Source organism: Flavobacterium sp. ASW18X, from assembly GCF_005144745.1.
In the GTDB taxonomy this organism is placed as follows: domain Bacteria; phylum Bacteroidota; class Bacteroidia; order Flavobacteriales; family Flavobacteriaceae; genus Croceivirga.
On sequence record NZ_SWKK01000018.1, the window covers coordinates 1 to 19,490 of the forward strand.

A 19,490-nucleotide genomic window follows, 5' to 3' on the forward strand; every position below is an offset into this window, starting at 1 on the left:
TTTCTAAAGGCTATTCCCCAGATAGGGGCAGGTTCCATACGCGTTCCGCACCCGTGCGCCGGTCGTCAGCAAAAAAGCAAGCTTTTTCCTGTTACCCCTCGACTTGCATGTGTTAGGCCTGCCGCTAGCGTTCATCCTGAGCCAGGATCAAACTCTCCATCGTTGTTCTTTAAAATATCTCGCGATACCCTTAGAACCCCAATTCCTTGACGTCAAAATGGTAATTCTCTTTACGCTGTCGTTTCTTCAATATGTCCAATGAACTTCTTTCATTTTTGCTCGAAAACCTCTAGGCTTTCTCCGCTGCCTTATCGGCTAAGCGGCTGCAAATGTACAACTGTTTTTTAAACTGGCAAGCTTTTTTTTTTAAAAAAATTTATTTTCTTTTTTCTCGCCAAAAACAAGATGTGAATGAACTTTGCTGTTCCTTCAAAACTAAACCCGTAAGCTTCGTTTTTCCGGGGCTGCAAATCTACAACCGTTTTTTTTAATTGGCAAGGTTTTTTTGAAACTTTTTTTTAAGCTACCCGCTTTAAAAAACAATATGTCAATGAGCTTCTTTTCTCATCCCCTTAACAACTATACCGCTGTTTTTCGGGCTGCAAACATACTACCCTTTTCCTTTATTATCCTAACTTTTTATCGCCTTTTTTTAACCTTTTTTGGAAAGTGATTGGTTTACAGTAAATTAAAATTGCAGAAATATTAATTCAACTATGAAAACAGGTTCCAAACTAATCCAAAACGGATAACAAAGTCCCTGTAGGGATAATTAGGAGCGGCATAATATTGATATTCTTTTGACCAAATAGTATTTAAATGTTCGGCTTTTAAGAACAATCTGGTTTGCCTAACCTTTGCATTGATAAAGAAATCTAACAATGGATAACCTCCTATTTCTTCTATATTTTGTGTGTAGAACTCTCCAAGTAGTGGTTGATAGCCATCCATATGATAATTGGAAAAGTATTTAAAAGTTACTCCCGTTTGCATAAACATGGCTTTTTTAAACATATCACTGGAAAAATATAAGGTATTTCTAGTTACAAATTCTGGAACATTAAAAACAGGGTTTTCTTGAGATACCTTTTGATACATTACCGTATTATCTAATGCCCACTTTTTATATTTAAATTCCTTATTATATTTTGCCTTTAGGTAGGTAATTGAATTTTCTTCTTGTAAAGCGGTAACAAATGTATCTTGTAAACCTGCCTCTAAATCTTCCTCCGTAGGCTCTCCTTGAATACCAAAATAGGCATGGTTATCCACTGAAGAATAATCTAGGCTTAGATTTCCAAACCAATCTGAATTGAAACCTCCATGTATGGTTTTAACCTGTTCCCGATTAAAGGTATCCGTATTATTCCAGTTAAAATTTGCATAATCACTCTGATACAAGAGAAAGTTGTAATTAGGCATTTTAGAACTGATAAAAACCCCACCATTTAATTGATGGTTTTCTGAAAGTCTTATTTTGACACCGGCATCTATTAAATTTCCTGTTAACCTTCCCGACATGGTGTATCTTACCTTACCAAAAATATCTAGCGCTCCTAAACTATTATTGTAATCCCCCACAATACCAATTTCGTCTCCTTTTAGTTGTGCAGGAATAGTACCGGCTTCTGTTATTAAAATACTCCCTAATGCATAATCATACGAAAACATAGAAGCACCTATAGAGAGTCTTCCTAGTGTTGCACTAGAAAAATCTGCGGTTACCCTATTATATGTAGTTCTTAAAGTAGCCTTATCATCAATTGGCGTATCATACAATTCGCTCCCTAAAAAAGCGACTCCTGCGGTCTGTACAAATTGATAGTATTTGGTTTCATAATTAAATTGGTGGCCTATAGCTAAAAGTGTTGACCTAGATTTTATACTGTCTCGCTTAGGACGTACTAAATTAAATTGATGATCTAAAAAATACCTCTTACCCACTATATTATTACTAGCATTGGCATAACGCAAATCTATCCTGGAACGATCTAAAAGGTTTGGATCACCAGACTCAAACTGTAATTCTTTATTTGCTAACCCTCCACTTTCTTCTCCTTCTAAATCTTGGGCCGTAAAATGCCCCCTTATCCAATACCTATTATTTAACGTTCTATAATTAAAAGTAGCCCTAAATCTACCCGCTTGCGTTTGCTCATAGTCGTACTTACCCAATGAGCGCATTCCTGTATAGGCTACCGAAGCATTAAATCTTGGTGATGTATTGAGTGTCAACATCGCATCTAACAACTGCCCGCGTTCCATTGTAGTTTTAAAAAATAGCTCTGTTAGCGGCGTTGCAACATTGTAGTAATTAACATCTTCTACTTCTAGATATCCTATATTTCTAGAACGCGCTCCTATTTTAGGATACAAATCGAAACTAGTGACACTTTTGCCTAATTGGTTGTATGCTTGCCCTATATTTGCAAAAGACATCAACTCAAAATCATCTCTTCTCAAATAGTTAAACTTGTACTCTTTTTTTATGGTGAGACTGGTATCTAAGATAATAGTATCCCGTGCAAGGGTTATAATTTTATAATTAGCAATCGTTACTTCTTGAACATCCTCTTTTTTTGTTTTCTTTTTTTTCTGCCCAAGACTGTCTTTGACAATCCCTCTTTCAGGTATTTCCTTGTTATCTATTGGTAATTTATTTGGTAGCGGTTTTGTTTGTCCCGTTACCGAAATAGAAATTGCTAATACAAAAAAGGCAGTTAAGAGCTTGTTCAACTTCATCCGTTTAAATTGGATTTCAAAGGTAATTTTTTCGTTTTTAATAAAAAGCTAAAATTCTCCTAGCAAAAAGGTGCAGTTCAACGATGCCTTTAAATTCTTAACAAAATATGTGGTAAGTTTTAAGTAATTTACCGACCATTTTAATAAAAAATTATGAAAAGAAAGTTACTCCTGCTCTTCACTTTATTGACAGGCTTAGCGAATGCACAGTTTAATGAAAGTGCTCCTTGGATGACAGAAAGTCAAAACCTCAAGACTCTTCCCAAACAAAAGAATTCTACAATTCTTACTAAACAAAAATCATTTAAAGAGATTCGTTCTAATTTCAATGAATATTGGATAAATAAAGATTACAAGATTAAGGGTAGTGGCTATAAACCCTTTAAAAGGTGGGAAAACTACTGGTATTATCAGTTAGATGAAAATGGTAAGTTACCCAGCCCGAATGATTTACTGCTTTCTTATGAGAAAAAGAGAACTATTAGTTTAGCCACTTTAAACCCTACAAGCAGTTGGCTGCCCATTGGCCCTAACAGACCTGGAACCTTGTCAGGTAGTTTACCTGGAACTGGAAGAATAAATGCAATAGCCGTTGACCCTAACGATTCTAATATCTGGTATGCTGGAGCACCAGCGGGGGGTATATGGAAATCTTTAAATGCAGGTCAAAGCTGGACTAATTTATTTGATGATTTCTTGCAGATTGGCGTTTCTGGTATTGCTATTGACCCACAGAATTCTAATATAATATATATTGCCACTGGCGATGACGATGCTGCTGATTCCTTTAGTATTGGCGTCTATAAATCCATAGACGGGGGTATAACTTGGAACGCAACTGCTCTGAGTGCAGAAAACGATGAAACTTGGGGTAATAATAGATTAATGAGTGAAATTCAAGTAGACCCTACAAACTCTAACATTATTTGGGTCGCCACATCCTTTGGTTTGTATAAATCTGAAGATGCTGGTATTTCTTGGGAGAATAAACAATCTGGAAACATTACTGATTTTAGAATGAAACCAGGTGATAGCAACACTATTTATGCAATTTCAAATTCATCGTATTACAAAACAACCAACGGTAACGATTTTGTGCAAATTGAGGATATTCTTCCTGCCAGTTCAGGTAGAAGAGTTTTAGACGTTTCTCCTGCCAACCCTGAAGTCTTGTATATTCTAACGGCGGATACTGCTCCGGGGTATGAATTTCAAGGTTTATACAAATCCGTGGATAGCGGCGAAACATTTACTGCATCCAACAATACAGAAAATATAATGGAATCGAACCAAGCATGGTTCGATTTGGCAATATCTATTGACCCCACAGATGAAAATGTATTGTATACTGGTTGTTTAAATATTTGGAAGAGTACCAACGGCGGTAATACTTTCTCTAGACTTAACCAGTGGTTCACCAACAACGCTAGATATACTCATGCAGATATACACACGCTGAAATTTTTTAATAATCAGCTCTTTGTTGGTTCAGATGGCGGACTATATATTTCTGATAATAACGGGGTTTCCTTTGAAGATAAAACAGGAAATATGGGCATAACCCAGTTCTATAGACTATCTACAGGAAAAAATGACATTACAAGACTGGCTGGAGGCACACAAGACAATGCTGGTTTTGTGGCGACAAATGAATCTTGGAATGTTTATACGGGAGGTGACGGAATGGATTACGAAGTAGACCCGAGCAATAAAGAAATAGTATATGGTTTTACACAGTTTGGAGATAATTTTTTTATCACCAATAATGCAGGACAATCTGTTGCTTTCATAGGCAGACCAGATGAAGATAACGGTCCTAATAATCAAAAAAATTGGATAACACCATTAGCGGTAGATTTAAACGGTAATGTTTTTGCTGGTTTTTACAAGGCTTTATTCAAATTAGAGAATGGCGCATGGGTAAAATGGTCTAATGAATTCGGATCTAATTATTTGGATGATGTAGAAATAGACCCCAATAATCCACAAATAATTTATGTTGCCGATGAAGATTTTGTATATCGAAGTGAAGATGGTGGTCAAAATTTTAGTGCTTTCAATCGTTTTGATGGTATCGTTTCAGATATAGCTATCAACCAAAACGATGGGTCTGCCATTTATGCCACTACTTCATTTAGAGTTGGCACTGCACAAAGCAACCAAACGTCAGGGCAAGCAGGCACACGTGGAGTGTTTAAAGTGGCCGTTAACGCTAATGGGGACCCTGGACCCGAGGAAGACTTAACCTTGAATTTAACCGATGATTTTGCTTTCCTATCCATTGCACACCAAGGTAGACACACTGAAAATCCCATTTACGTGGGCACCAATGTTGGTGTTTTTAGATTAGACGAAAGCTTATCTGAATGGGAAGCCTATGATAATGACCTACCGAGTGTGGCTATAAGTGATTTAGAGATTAGCTTAGATGATGAAGTAATTGTGGCTTCTACTTATGGAAGAGGTGCATTTAAAAGCCCACTACCCATACAAACACCTGAAAATGATGTGAGAATAGCCCAATTGACTCCCGTAACAAATTCAGTCCTTTGTGGAGAAATATTCCCCATGGCCACAATTGAAAATAAAGGTCTTAATGAAATTACAACCATCAACATAACCTACAATTATAATTCTGAAAACACTTCAGAATTTACATGGAATGGTAATTTAGAGAGTGGTTCTACCATAGAAATCGCATTGCCTTCTACTACTAATTTGCCTTTTGGAGCAAATACGTTAAACATAACAGCTACCATACCCAACGATGCCTTTAGTGAAAACAATAATTATAGTAGCACTTTTATCTACTCTAATTTTGCTTCTGGAGACCAACTATATGATTTTGAATCAGACTCAACTTCCTTAATTGGATTAAATGGTGACGGGACAGAAAGTTTATGGCAAAGAGGAGTTCCTACAGGAAACTTATTAAATTCAGTTTCTTCAGGCTCGAACGCAATGGCAACTAATCTTCAAGGAAACCACCCAGATGCAACAATAGCCTATCTAATTAGTGGTTGCTATGAGCTATCATCCATATTAGCTCCAGTTCTAAAATTTAATATGGCTTATGATTTGGAATTAAATTTTGATATAGTTTACGTAGAATATTCAACAGATTCTGGTAACAATTGGAATGTGCTTGGCAATATTAATAGTGAACCCAACTGGTATAGTAGCAATAGAACCAACGCAACTTCAGGTGCGGAAGATGATTGTCAAAATTGTCCAGGAGCACAATGGACCGGCACCAATGCAGCAATGACAGAATACGCATACGATTTTGAGCTTAACGCTGCTGCTGGAGAAACCGATTTAACTAATGAAGACAATATTATTTTTAGAATCGTTTTTCAATCCGACCCATCAGTGAATCAAGAAGGCGTGGTTATTGACGATTTTATAGTTACTGGTTTTCAAGATGATGATGATGACGACAACGACGGAATTCTAGATATTAACGACAATTGCCCTCTTATTGCAAATGCTGATCAATTAGATACTGATAATGATGGATTTGGTGATGTTTGTGACGATGACGATGATAATGACGGTATATTAGATGTGAATGACAATTGCCCTCTTGTACCGAACACCAATCAGTTAGATGATGATAATGACGGATTAGGAAACTCCTGTGATGAGGATAGCGATAATGATGGTGTTATTAATGCACTAGATTTATGCGATAACACCCCTCTTGATGCGGTTGTAGACGTAAACGGGTGTGAAATATTTTCGCTACCGCAAAACAATTTTCTAATTAGCACAAACGGTGAAACTTGCGCTTCCAAAAACAACGCGTTTATAACTATAAGTGCAGTTGAAGCATTAGATTATACGGCAACTTTGACGAATTTAAATAGTACAGAGTCTATTCAGTTCACGGATACTATTCAATTTGAAAACTTAGCTGCAGGGAATTACACCTTATGCATTACAGTAAGCGGCATAGAAGAATATGAACAATGTTACGAATTATCTTTAGGGGAACCACAAAATCTTGATGTAGATGCAACTATTAATTCATTAGATAAAAAGGTAACCTTAAATATGAATGGCGGAAAGATTTATTTTATTCAAATTAATGGTAAAAACTTTGAAACGAGACAGTCATCAATAACATTACCTCTGGAGCGTACAATTAATGAAATTATAGTTAAAACAGATATTGACTGTCAAGGAACGTTTCAACAAACCATAAAACTAGACAATAGCATCTTACTATATCCAAACCCAATTGGTGATGAAATGCTAAACATTTTAATAAGTCAAAATTTAAACACCGAGTTTTTTGTTTCTATTTATGCCTCTAGCGGTCAATCTGTTTACCATAAAAAGCATAAAAAAGAAGGAGATTTTCAATTAGATTTATCTAACCTTTCTAAAGGAATTTATTTAATTACTATTAAAGACAATAACAATTCCTTTCAATATAAAATTATAAAGAAATGAAATTAAAAAACATATTCTTCACAAGCCTAACAACTTTTATTTTACTATACGCATGCGGGGGTTCTGATGGGGGACCAACTCAAGAAGAACCAGAGGTAATAGTACCTCCTAGCCCTAGCAATCTAATTTTTCCAGAGAACAATACAGAATGTAATACAGGAGAAATTTTGAATGACACACAAAGTAGGGTTAATTTTCAATGGACCGCATCCGAAAATACGGACACTTATGAAATAAACATTATTAACCTAAATACCAATAATGTTCAAAAATCTACAAGTATTGCCAACCAAACTGATGTAAACCTATTAAGAGGTGTACCTTATGAATGGTATGTTATTTCAAAGGCCAATAGCACCAATGAAACGGCAGAAAGTTCTCGTTTTCGTTTTTACAACGAAGGAATTGGCGTTCAAGATTATGCTCCTTTTCCTGCAGTTGCCATAAAACCAACCAGAGGACAAACAGTATTTACTACTTCTGACATACAATTAGAATGGAGTTCTAGTGATTTGGAAGATGATGAATTAACGTATGAAGTTTATTTAGGAACCAACCCAGAAAATATTAATCTTATACTAACAACAACAGAAAATACAACTGAATCTATTAACTTAGAGGAAAATACCACTTATTACTGGCGAATAAAAACTATAGACCAAAGTAATAATACAAGTATTTCTGAATTATTTGAATTTAAAATCAATTAAAGAATATGATAAAAAAAACATTACGCAACTTAAGCATAATACTATCCATTATTAGTTTTAGTGGTTACAGCCAAATGACCTTAGATTTACCAACGGATTATGTGAGAAATCAAGTGTTTAACGTGAACGGTCTTACAAACGGCAATAACTACGATGGTTCTCCATATTTATATACATCATTTGTAACAAGTATTATAAAAAACAAAATGAATACTTATCAAGTACCAACAAGATTTAATACCTATAACAACACTTTTGAATTAAAACTAGCTGATCAAATAAGTACATTAAAAAAAGAAGAATATCAGGAAATTAATGTTGACAATCATACATATATAGCATACCAATACAAGAATGAGCCAACATATTTTGAAGTGCTTTCTAGTGGAAGCCATACGCTTTTGGCCTTACGTAAAACTAATTTTATAGAAAGTAAAGCAGCAACTACAACATATGGCACGGATAAACCCGCGAGATTTAGTCCTTCAACAACATATTTTTACTTCAAAGAAAACAGCAAGAACATTAAGGAATTAAAGCTTAAAAAGAAAGAAGTTCTAAATATTTTCGATAGTAAAAAAAATATGAACTTATTTTTTAAAGAAAATAAGATAAATCTAAAAAAAGAAACCGACCTTATTAAACTATTTTCTTATAGCAATAAAAAAGTTTAATATTTCTCTCTTTAAAAATAACTACTTAAAATAAAAAAGCCCCTCTAATTTATAATTGAGGGGCTTTTTAACTTATTGTAACACTGAAAAGATCATTACAACTTAGTCAACTTAATTGTGATTTGAACAGGTCCGCCACAGCCACCTGCACCATCTACATCATCTGTCCAATTTATTAAAATCTCTGAATCATCTGCACTATCATAAATCGCATTAACCTCAGGAGAACCAACCACGATACTACCGCCACAACCAACGCCTGTATCAACGCCAGAAGGAACAACTACTTCTCCACAAATTAAACTAAATGTCCAGGTATATGGTCCAAATCCTCCAAAAGCATCATATAAACCCGACGAGAATTGTCTATCAGCAACAGTTGCGCCTTGAGTTAACGTAACTGTACCTGACTGAAATGTTTCAACACCAAATATTCCAGTAGTAACGGTTGTTAACTCATAATCCCCTAAAAAGGTCGCACCATCTTCAAAAGGACAAAACCTAAATAAATTGATTCTGTGTTGCAATCTTCCGGTAGTTGGATTGTCTAAAATAGCACCTTCTACTGAATCTAAATTCAAAACAACTTGGGTTTGACCTGTCTCAGGTATTTCATTAAAATTACCAAATACCTTTACAGTTGCAACAAACTCTCCAGCTGGTATAACCAAAGTACTCTGGTCGATTGTATACTCAGACGGATTTGCTGTAGATTCCTCATCAATGCTAACAACTACAGTTCTATCAACATCGGATACCGTTGATACTCCTACTAAAACTTCTGTGAAACTCTCACCTGAATCATCGACAGGATAAGTTTGTACCGTTCTATTAAATGCTGCTAACGCAGCACCATTATTTACATCATATATTGGTCCTTCTGTGCTATCACAAGAAGCTAAGGCTAAAACCAGACCAAAGATTAATACTATTTTTTTCATGTAATGTATATTTTAAGATCCGTAACCCGGATTCTGAACCATATTTTCGTTTGCATTTAATTCTGCCAAAGGAATTGGTAAATTAAACCTGTAATCTGCGGCAGGTAAGTCACAGTTTCCAGTAGGGCAATCTCTTGCATCTCTAGTAATACCAATATTTAATACATTACGTAGCCTTCTTATATCTAAATATCTATGTCCTTCAAAAGCTAACTCAATTCTTCTTTCATCTAAAATTCCTGTTAGCGCATCATTTACGGAAGAATATACTGGAGCGGGAGTGTCTACCCCAAAACGGGCATCTCTAATTTCCTTAATGGTTTCACCTGCTCCTTCTAAGTCATTAGTTCTGGCTTGAGCTTCCGCCTTTATTAAATACATTTCCGAAACTCTAAAGATTTTCAAATCGTTCAGGAATCCTGGTCCAGTATACTTACCGATTAAATGTGAATTGTTCTCAGGGTCACTACTATCTTCCCAAAAATTAACGTCATATCTAATATCCGCGGGATCAAGAGCATCATAAAGCCCATTAGACATCTCTAAGAATGGACCTGCACTACCTGTGAAGTAATAATAACCTCCTACAGGAAAATTACCAGCCACCCTTCGAGCTTTTAATATTACCTCGGTATTATCAGAATCCGCAAATATGCCCTCGTACTCTCCCCTATTAGCTAAAGGATAAGCATCTATTAGTTCTTGAGCCTTTGTCAAAGCAACATCAAAATTTTCTAAATACAAGTTCATTCTTGCTTCCATTGCCGTTAGAGCGTCTTGATTCATGATAATATTACCATTTGTCCCGCTTAAAAATGTTCTAGCTTGGGCAATATCAGCATTGATTCCCGCAACAACCTCACCTACCGTATTTCTTGGTAACTCTTCTATTGTTACCACAAAATCCACGTAAGGAACTGCCAAAGAGCCATCATCCGTATAATCTGTTGAAAACCAAGTTAATAACTGAAAATGACCAAACGCCCGCAATGCATATAACTGTCCAAGTATGTTATTAAACTCCGCTTGATCCTCAGCTTCTACCTCAATGGATTCTGAACCTTGTAACACTCTATTTACAGAATTAATCATCCCGTAATTAGATGTCCAATGAGCACCAGACTCTCCACTTTGAGCATTTAAGTTAAAATTGTAAAAATTTATATACTGCCCACCGTTATCAGCTCCTGGCTTAACTTCATCAGTCATGATATCAAATTGTAAATTCAATTCAGATGTCATGCCTGTATATGCAGCGTTTAATCCTTGTTGTAAATTGTCTACGGTCTCAAAGGTGTTTTCATCTGATAGAAAACCAATTGGTGCAATTTCTAATTGTTCGTCACAACTAACAAATAGAACCACTGCCGCCAATACCGCACTGACTTTTTTATGTATTCTTTTCATTATTTCTTTTTTTTAAAATTGAATATCTAATCCTAAAGTCAATATTCTGGGGGTTGGATAGTTGAAAAAATCTTGTACCCTTAAAGCGTCAGCCTCTGGATCAAATCCTCTCCATTCTGTCCATGTAATCAAATTCTCTCCTTGTAAATAAACCCTTACAGAAGAAAATGGAGTCTTTTCTAATAAATCCGATTGTAGGTTATACGCAAGTGTTACATTACGCAATCTTAAATAACCCGCATTTTCTAGGTAACGGTCAGTTAATAAATTTCTGGTACTACCTGCACTGGCCGCAGGAATATCAGTAATGTCCCCTGGAGTAGTCCAAATATTATTAACTGTTGAAGATTGGTTTGCTAAAGAAATCAAGGTAGGATCTTCCGCAACACCGTAAGCATTGTTATACCTATAAACATCACCAACAAATGAAAATAATGTACTTAACGTTAATCCTTTATAGTCGGCGTTAAAACCAAATCCTCCTGTAAATTCTGGAATAGTTCCTTTATCCACAAAAACTCTATCATCAGGATTATATTGAGAAGTAGGATTACCTTCCTTGTCTAAATAAATAGGTTGACCGTTAGCAGGATTTACACCGGCCCATCTTACAGCATAAAAACTATTGAATGGCTTTCCTTCTTGCAATGCTATTCTTCCACTTTCAATCAATTCACCATCTAGTAGTTCAGTTATCTCATTTTTATTCCATGCGGCATTAGCATTAACACTAAATTTAAAATTATCTGTATCAACTACATCTGCATTCAAACTAACTTCAACACCTTTGTTACTCATCGATCCTATATTTCTGGAAATAGAACCAAAAGTAGAAATAAGAGTATTTGGTGTTGCATAAAATAAATCAGAAGTTCTCTTGTCATATAAATCAAAAGTACCTGATAATTTATTAAACAAGCCGAAATCTAAACCTATGTTGTATTGCTCCGTTGTTTCCCATTTCAAATCAGGATTAGCTAAACTTGAAGCTACTATTGCTTGAGAGGCATTATATCCATTACCAACTGCATATAGATTATTAGTTAATGTGGTACCTCCAAATCTACCCCCTGTAATTCTATCATTCCCAGAGGTTCCATAACTAACTCTTAATTTTAAATCGTCTACTACATTAGAGTTAACTAAGAAATTTTCTTTGCTAATATTCCATCTCGCTGCTGCAGACCAGAAAGTACCCCACTTGTTTGTAGAACTAAATCTTGAAGACGCATCCCTTCTCAAAGACAAATCCACTCCATACTTACCATCGTAATCATAATTAAGCAAACCAAAATAAGAAAACAAGCTAGTTTCTATTCTAGTAGAGAATACATCTGGAATGTAGTAAAGTTGTAAATTGTCAAGAGACTCATCACCTGGGTCAACATCTGGAAATTCTCTTAAATCTCCAGGCGCAAAATTATACCCCTCTAAACGCGGATCAATTCCATAGCCGGTAAATCCGAATCTATCAAAAATATTCTGGTTAAATTCTACAAAACCCGAAATATCAAAAGTGTGTTTATCTGCAAAAGTATTAGAGTAGTTTAACCCTAAATTACTAGTCATTTGTAAATCTCTAGATTGTCCTTCGAATTGAGAACCTTTAAGCTCTGAATCTGGATTAGGTGCATTCTGACCATATATACTCAAAGGACTTGTTATTATTAAATCATTGGTTTGCGTAAAATCTGCACCAAAAGAAGTAGTCGCCCTAACATTCTTCAATAATTCAAGACTTGCGTTAAAAGAGCCAACCACTTTAATTTCCTCTTCTAATTGTGTATTTAGCTGAGTGTTGTTTAAGGATACGAATGGGGTTACATCAAAACCATCTCTATTAAGCCCTACAGTATTTAAACTTCCATCTGGATTAAAAGGATTTAAGTAAGGCTTTGCCAAGTAAGCCACAAGAAATGGATTACCTAAACTACCAGTCCCTTCGTTTTGAATAAAATTACTTTTACTAAAGTTAGCAGTAAAATTAGAACCGTAAGTAAATTTATTATCATTAGATTTCCCAGAGTAGTTAGTTCTAAACGTGAATCTTTGAAGATTACTTCTTCTAGCTGTACCCTCTTGTTCATAGTAAGAAATAGAGTTATAGTTAGATGCATTCTCACTACCGGAAGTTAAAGATAACTCATGAAGTATTGTCTTACCAGTTTGGGTAATTATGTCTGACCAGTTGGTATTGATATTTTCAGACACCAAAAAACTTCTAGCAGGATCACCACTCATGGCGTCAAAATTGGTATTACCAGTAAGTCTTTCTAAGTTTATAATTTCATCCGTGGTCATTGTCTCAAAGTTAGGATCCTGAGGTGAGGTAAAACCTGTTTGTGTTCTATAGGTTACCTTAAACGCAGAGTTAAACTTCCCAGACTTTGTTTTAATTACAATCACCCCTGCAGCACCTCTACTACCATACAATGCTGACGCAGAACCATCTTTTAAAATGTTAATTGATTCTATATCATTAGGGTTAATACTTCTAAAATTATCTTCATCTATAGGAACTCCATCCATTATAAATAATGGCTCCACATTTCCACTTAAAGAAGTTACACCTCTAATTAAAATTGTACTATTACTACCCGGCTGTCCAGACCCAGTGGATATCTGCATACCTGGCGCTTGAGACTGTAGTGTTTGTACAAACGAAGCATTTGGTCTAGATTCTATTGTTTCCGAACCAACTGTTGTAATTGCTGAGGCTATTTTACTTTTATCTTGTCCTCCACCGTAACCGGTAACCACAACCTCTGCCAATGCCTGAGCATCTTGCTCTAATTGTGCATTAATTGTACTAGAGGTGCCTACAGTTTTATTTACTGTTTTTTGCCCCAAGTAACTAAATCTTAAAACTTGTCCTGTACTTGCGGTAATTGAGTAATTACCATCAAAATCGGTTTGTGTTCCATTAGATGTCCCTACAACAACAATGGATACACCAGGCAATGGAAGACCGTCTTGGTCCGTTACATTACCTGAAATCGTTTTCTCTTGTGCAAAAGAAAAAGACATTGTAAACACCAACAAAGGTGTCAACAACCATGTTAACATTGATTTCATTTAAAAAATTTTTGAATTAGTCAGTCCCAAAAATGATAAATTATCGTTAAGAATCCAAAAAAGCTACGTATATGAGAAGCGATTTTGTTAATTATTACAGAATTTTTATTATTTGATTCTTAAATATTATGCTTGCATAATAATTTTTTAATATTTTGATGTTTCCTTTAATTATTATGCAATTTTTTAGTTAATTTTTAATTAAATTAAATTATGCTTAACATTTTTTATGATTCTTTTAACGATGCAGGAACAGATGAAGCAGGTAGGGGTTGTCTTGCAGGTCCAGTTACCGCTGCTGCTATTATACTGCCAGAATCTTTTAAAAATGAAATGCTTAACGACTCCAAACAACTTACCTTAAAGCAAAGAAATCTGCTTAAACCATTATTAGAAGTACAGGCTACCTCATTTGCTGTTTGCCATGTTTTTGAAGATGAAATTGACCAAATTAACATTCTAAATGCATCAATTTTAGCGATGCATAAGGCATTAGATAAACTAACGTCTACTCCATCTCATATTTTGGTAGACGGAAATCGGTTCAAAAAATACAAGAATATACCACATACTTGCTTTGTTAAAGGAGATTCAAAATACTTAACCATTGCCGCTGCTTCTGTCTTGGCTAAAACCTATAGAGATGCTTATATGTTAAAAATTCATCAAGAATTCCCTATGTACAACTGGGCAAAAAACAAAGGCTACCCTACTAAAGAACACAGAGCAGCCATTAAAAAGTACGGCCCTTGCAAGTACCACCGTAAAAGCTTTAAATTACTACCAGAACAATTGTCTTTTGATATATAAACAAAGCCGTTAACTTTGCGCTAAACACATTTTAAATGAGAGCAAAGGCAACACTAGTTATCTGTTTACTACTATCTATAGCTTGTAATAAACAATTACAAATTAAAGATGCTCTCAGCGCTACCTTACCTCAAGATGCCAGCGTCTTCGTTAAAATTAACAATTTAGACAACTTAAAAAGTGAATTAAAAAACAGCAGCATTCTAACTGCTTTACAATCTTCTGCAACCCACAATAGCATTGTAGATAAAATTGCTATCCTATCTAATGCCCAACCTAAAGGAAAAGGATTTATGGGTTTTTACGAATTGGGTAGAAATAATTTTGAATTTCTATATGCAACTAAGAAGGATAGTTTATTCTTTTCCTTGGCTTCAATTAAAAATAAAACAATAGAAAAATTACAGTACGAAGGTCATGAAATATTACATTATACTCTAGACGGAGAAGAAGGCTACTTATTAGAGAAATCTTCATATGTAATCGTAAGCTCTTCTAAATTGCTTATAGAGAACTTAGCTAGAGCTTCTGCAACACCTAAAGTGGACCCAATTTTAGAAAAACTGTATACCACTTCTGAAGATAATAAAGCGGCTAATTTTTTTATCAACCTAAAAAAGTCTAATTCATTAACCAGCTCCCTTATAAAAAATAGTTATACCGCTGAACTTAAAAATTTTGCTGATTGGTTGAGTTTAGACCTTAATTCTTCTCAAGAAGAACTTTCGCTTAGTGGTATTCTTACAGCGAACGATTCTATAAAAAATTATGTTAATCTATTTAAAGGTACTTCTCCCGTTACAAGCATTGCAAAAAACATAGCACCACAACACACAGATATCTTTATCAGCTACACCTTTAATGATTATCAAAAGTTGATTCAAAACCAACGTAAATTCTTAGATAAAAAATCATTTGTAAGTAGTTTGTCTAATATAGAAGAGATTGCCATTATTAGGGTAAAAGAAAATACCTCTATTTTATTAAATAGCAGCATAGGAGAAGGTCTTTCACAAACTGTTGATAGTTTAAGAATAGAAACTACAAATTACCAAGGTGTAGAAATCATTAAGCTTAGTAAACCCGATTTTATAACTACTAACTTTCAGCCAATCATAAAAAATTTTGAAGCGAATTACTGCTCTATTTTTGATAATTCTTTTCTTTTTGCAGAAAACGAAGAAACGTTACAAACCTTAATTGCAAACGTAAAAAATGGTAATGTTCTAGCCAATAATCCAAATTTTACACAGACAATGGAACAATTGGCAACCGAAGCATCCATCACTTATTTTGCCACACCTAACGGCATAAAGTCATTAGCAAATACCTATTTGCTTCCAGATAAAGCCAAGGAAATTTCAGAAGCCAGTATTGAGCAATATTTTGCAAGTCAAATTAATACAGACCAAGGCTTTTACCACTTTAATATTATTGCCTCAAACACCAAAAAAGTAAAAGTAGCTGCTAGTGTAGCCCCTGTTTTTACACTAGAATTAGATAGTGATTTACACTTAAAGCCACAGTTTGTTAAAAATCATAGAAATAACACCTATGAGATTGTAACTCAAGATATAGACAATAACTTATATCTTATATCACCCAATGGTAAATTGCTCTGGAAAAAACAATTAGAAGGGAAGGTTCAAGGAGAAATTCAGCAAGTAGATTTATATAAGAATGGCAAATTACAAATGGCATTTTGTACAAACAATCAATTCTTAATTCTAGACCGTAATGGAGAAGAGGTCGGTGATTTTAATAAAAAGTTTGAAGGCGGAAATTTAAATCCGTTAGCCGTTTTTGATTATGACAACAACCGTAATTATCGTTTTGTGGTTACTCAAGGACAATCCGTTTACATGTATAATAATCAAAATAAAATTGTGGATGGCTTTACTTTTACCAAAGCGGATAAAACGATTATACAAGCTCCAAAACACTTTAGAATTTCTGGTAAAGATTATTTATTGTTTCCATTAGCAGACGGAACTTTGAAAATTTTACACCGTGCTGGTCAAGACAGGTTAAACATCAAAGAAAAAATAGACTTTTCTAAAAACGAAGTATACTTGTATAAGAACAAGTTTACTACTACAAATACCAAAGGTGTTTTACATTTAATAGATACTAAAGGTAAACTAAGCGCCTCTAACCTTAACCTTGGTGCCGACCATGGAATTGACGCCACTAGTAAAACTTTAGCCTATATGGATGAAAACGTACTAAGCATTAAAGGAAAAAAAGTGGAACTAGATTTAGGTGTATACTCTAAACCTAAAATCTTTTACATTAACAACAAGATTTACGTAACTGTTACAGACCTGCAAAGTCAACAAGTTTATTTGTTTGATAGCCAAGCCAAACCCATCCCTAATTTTCCGGTTTACGGCAGCTCACAGATAGATTTAATTGATATGGATAAGGATAACGTTTTAGAATTTGTGTCTAAAGACCAAGAAAACTCCATCATAGTGTATAAGCTTAACTAACCTTTTATACAGCTAGCAATACCAATTATACAGATTTAAGAACATTCTCATTTACTGTTTTCTAATTTGTGGTGAATCTCATGAATCAACACAAAACAATAGAAAATGAAATTTCCCTTAAGAACAGTTGGCCTAATGGCATTTTTATTCCTGTTCACAGCTCCCGTACAGAGTCAATTTTTAAAAAAATTAGGCAAAAAGGCTAAAGAAGCTGCAGAACGCACGGTTGAACGCCGCGTAGAAAGTGAAACTTCTAAAAAAACAGACCAAACTTTAGATAGTATTTTAGAGCCTGGCAGTAAAAAATCGGAACCAAAAAGCTTACCCCAACCTACTAACCAAGATGATGATACGTTAGATACGGGCACCAAAGACGGTAATGCATCCAAAAACACCAGTATTAGCAATTCCGACCAAGAACCAAGCTTAGAAGTATACAGCAAATTTGATTTTGTTCCTGGAGATACGCCACTGTTCTTTGACGATTTTTCTAACGACTTTATTGGTGACTTTCCAGCAAAATGGAATACCGATGGCGGTGGAGAAGTGGTAAAAGTGAACAATAACAATCAAAATTGGTTTGAAATGCTATCTGGATCTTATTACATTCCTGATGTTCCCTATTTACCCGAAGAGTATACAATTGAATTTGATTTGTTAGCTGTTGGCGTTGATAAAAATACGTCATCTGCAGCGTTACTTCATGTAATTTTGGACGAAAAGGATAACTTTAGTTACAGTAATAACACTGTTTTCAGTTATCTTCCTTTTTGTCAATATACAGACATTGACATACGTATGTGGAATAATATTGACGGTAAAAACACCATCAACAATCGTATTAATGCAGATGTTAGGGAGGAAATGAATCAAATGCCCCATATTTCTATCGCCGTAAACAAACAGCGTTTTCGTTTATGGATAAATGAAGAAAAACATGTGGATATTCCAAGGATTGTCCCAGTAGGCAAGATTACAAAGTTGAAGTTTGAACCAGTAGGGTTTAAAGATGGTAAGGAAAAACTTTTAATAAGCAATCTAAAGGTTGCAGAAGGCGGTTTAGACTTAAGAAGAAAACTTATCTCCGAAGGTAAAATCTCTACCAACGGTATTTTATTTGATTCCGGTTCTGCTAACATCAAACCAGAATCTATGGGTATTATTCGCCAAATCTACCAAGTACTACAGCAAGATTCTTCTATCAAACTTAAAATTGTTGGTCACACAGATGCAGATGGAGATGATGCCACAAATCTTAAATTGAGTGATACCAGAGCACAATCTGTAAAAAAAGCTTTGACAGATGTATATGGGGTTGCCGCCAATAGACTTACCACAGAAGGTAAAGGTGAACTAGAACCCATAGCGGACAATACCTCAATAGAAGGAAAGACCCAAAACAGACGTGTAGAATTCATCAAACTATAAAAACATCATGAAAAATCTTATAATCCTGCTAACATTAAGTTGTTTTACCTATATGGCCTCCGCGCAATGTAGTAGGTATTATCCGTTAGAAAAAGGAACCACTTTTACTTATGACAACCTCAATAAAAAAGGTAAATCTGACGGAATTACCCATTACAAAGTAAGTGATGTAAGCACCGCCGGGGGCATTACAACCGCAACCATGGAGGTAAAACTTACAGATGCTAAGGGAAAAGAGTCTTTTTCCTCAGATTATTCATTTACCTGTGATGGCGATGTGGTACGAATTGACTACCAATCTTTAATGAACACAAAGATGTTAGAACAATTCAAAGACATGGAGATGGAAATTACGGGTACAGAGGTGGAATTACCCAATAATCTAAACGTAGGACAAGATTTAGCAGACGCAAATGTGGCTGTATCCATAAATATGAGTGGCATGAACATGAAAATGAATGTAGATACCGTAAACCGAAAAGTAGAGAAAAAAGAAACCATAACCACTAGTGCAGGCACTTTTGACTGCTATGTTATCTATAGCGAAATCAAAAGTAAAATGATGATGACCAACCAAACTTTTCCGTCTAGACTGTGGTTGGCAGAAGGTGTAGGATTGGTTAAGCAAGAAACCTATAATAAAAATGGGAAGCTTATGGGCTCTACCGTGCTTACCAGTTTAGAAATGTAAATAGATGCATTCAAAAAACGGAAGGCCTCGGTATTATATCGAGGCTTTTTCTTTTCATTAAG

Annotated in this window: 11 protein-coding genes and 1 rRNA gene; 7 read left to right on the top strand and 5 right to left on the bottom strand. The window is 35.0% G+C overall.

What is annotated here, in order from left to right; all coding sequences use genetic code 11:
• Nucleotides 1–163 (bottom strand): 16S ribosomal RNA (locus tag FBT53_RS12665); the annotation flags it as partial.
• A 551-nt stretch (nucleotides 164–714) separates the two neighbouring features.
• A complete protein-coding gene (locus FBT53_RS12670) occupies nucleotides 715–2,742 on the bottom strand; it encodes a putative porin (protein ID WP_136951563.1) in 2,028 nt (675 codons plus the stop codon).
• 153 nt (nucleotides 2,743–2,895) lie between these two features.
• Here FBT53_RS12670 and FBT53_RS12675 point away from each other — a divergent pair, with 153 nt between their 5' ends.
• From FBT53_RS12675 to FBT53_RS12685, 3 genes are read left to right on the top strand one after another with little or no spacing between them, the layout of a single operon-like run.
• Nucleotides 2,896–7,200 (top strand): thrombospondin type 3 repeat-containing protein, encoded by a 4,305-nt coding sequence (locus FBT53_RS12675; RefSeq protein ID WP_136951564.1) that lies wholly within the window; start codon nucleotides 2,896–2,898, stop codon nucleotides 7,198–7,200.
• Entirely contained in the window at nucleotides 7,197–7,910 is a 714-nt protein-coding gene (locus FBT53_RS12680) for a hypothetical protein (protein ID WP_136951565.1), read from the top strand. Before FBT53_RS12675 ends, FBT53_RS12680 begins: the two co-directional genes overlap by 4 nt.
• Before the next feature lie 5 nt (nucleotides 7,911–7,915).
• Nucleotides 7,916–8,584, top strand: a complete 669-nt coding sequence (locus tag FBT53_RS12685; RefSeq protein ID WP_136951566.1) for a hypothetical protein — start codon at nucleotides 7,916–7,918, stop codon at nucleotides 8,582–8,584.
• A gap of 95 nt (nucleotides 8,585–8,679) precedes the next feature.
• Here the strand turns inward: FBT53_RS12685 and FBT53_RS12690 are convergent, their stop codons facing one another.
• The 3 genes from FBT53_RS12690 to FBT53_RS12700 are packed head-to-tail and all read right to left on the bottom strand — an operon-like array spanning nucleotide 8,680 to nucleotide 14,007.
• Complete coding sequence (locus FBT53_RS12690) at nucleotides 8,680–9,525, bottom strand: membrane lipoprotein lipid attachment site-containing protein (protein ID WP_136951567.1); 846 nt, start codon at nucleotides 9,523–9,525, stop codon at nucleotides 8,680–8,682.
• A 12-nt stretch (nucleotides 9,526–9,537) separates the two neighbouring features.
• A complete protein-coding gene (locus FBT53_RS12695) occupies nucleotides 9,538–10,932 on the bottom strand; it encodes a RagB/SusD family nutrient uptake outer membrane protein (protein WP_136951568.1) in 1,395 nt (464 codons plus the stop codon).
• Between the two features lie 12 nt (nucleotides 10,933–10,944).
• Entirely contained in the window at nucleotides 10,945–14,007 is a 3,063-nt protein-coding gene (locus FBT53_RS12700; protein WP_136951569.1) for a TonB-dependent receptor, read from the bottom strand.
• A gap of 213 nt (nucleotides 14,008–14,220) precedes the next feature.
• On the opposite strand from FBT53_RS12700, the gene FBT53_RS12705 reads away from it, so the two are divergent.
• The 4 genes from FBT53_RS12705 to FBT53_RS12720 all read left to right on the top strand — a co-directional run bounded on the left by FBT53_RS12705 (nucleotide 14,221) and on the right by FBT53_RS12720 (nucleotide 19,428).
• Nucleotides 14,221–14,817 (top strand): ribonuclease HII, encoded by a 597-nt coding sequence (locus FBT53_RS12705; RefSeq protein WP_136951570.1) that lies wholly within the window; start codon nucleotides 14,221–14,223, stop codon nucleotides 14,815–14,817.
• A 35-nt stretch (nucleotides 14,818–14,852) separates the two neighbouring features.
• Nucleotides 14,853–17,309 (top strand): DUF3352 domain-containing protein, encoded by a 2,457-nt coding sequence (locus FBT53_RS12710; RefSeq protein ID WP_136951571.1) that lies wholly within the window; start codon nucleotides 14,853–14,855, stop codon nucleotides 17,307–17,309.
• Between the two features lie 105 nt (nucleotides 17,310–17,414).
• Nucleotides 17,415–18,737: an OmpA family protein gene (locus tag FBT53_RS12715; RefSeq protein ID WP_136951572.1), complete on the top strand. Its 1,323-nt coding sequence runs from the start codon at nucleotides 17,415–17,417 to the stop codon at nucleotides 18,735–18,737.
• A 7-nt stretch (nucleotides 18,738–18,744) separates the two neighbouring features.
• Nucleotides 18,745–19,428 carry a hypothetical protein gene (locus FBT53_RS12720; protein WP_136951573.1) on the top strand — a complete coding sequence of 228 codons (684 nt, stop codon included), beginning with the start codon at nucleotides 18,745–18,747 and terminating at the stop codon, nucleotides 19,426–19,428.
• Nucleotides 19,429–19,490 lie beyond the last annotated feature (62 nt).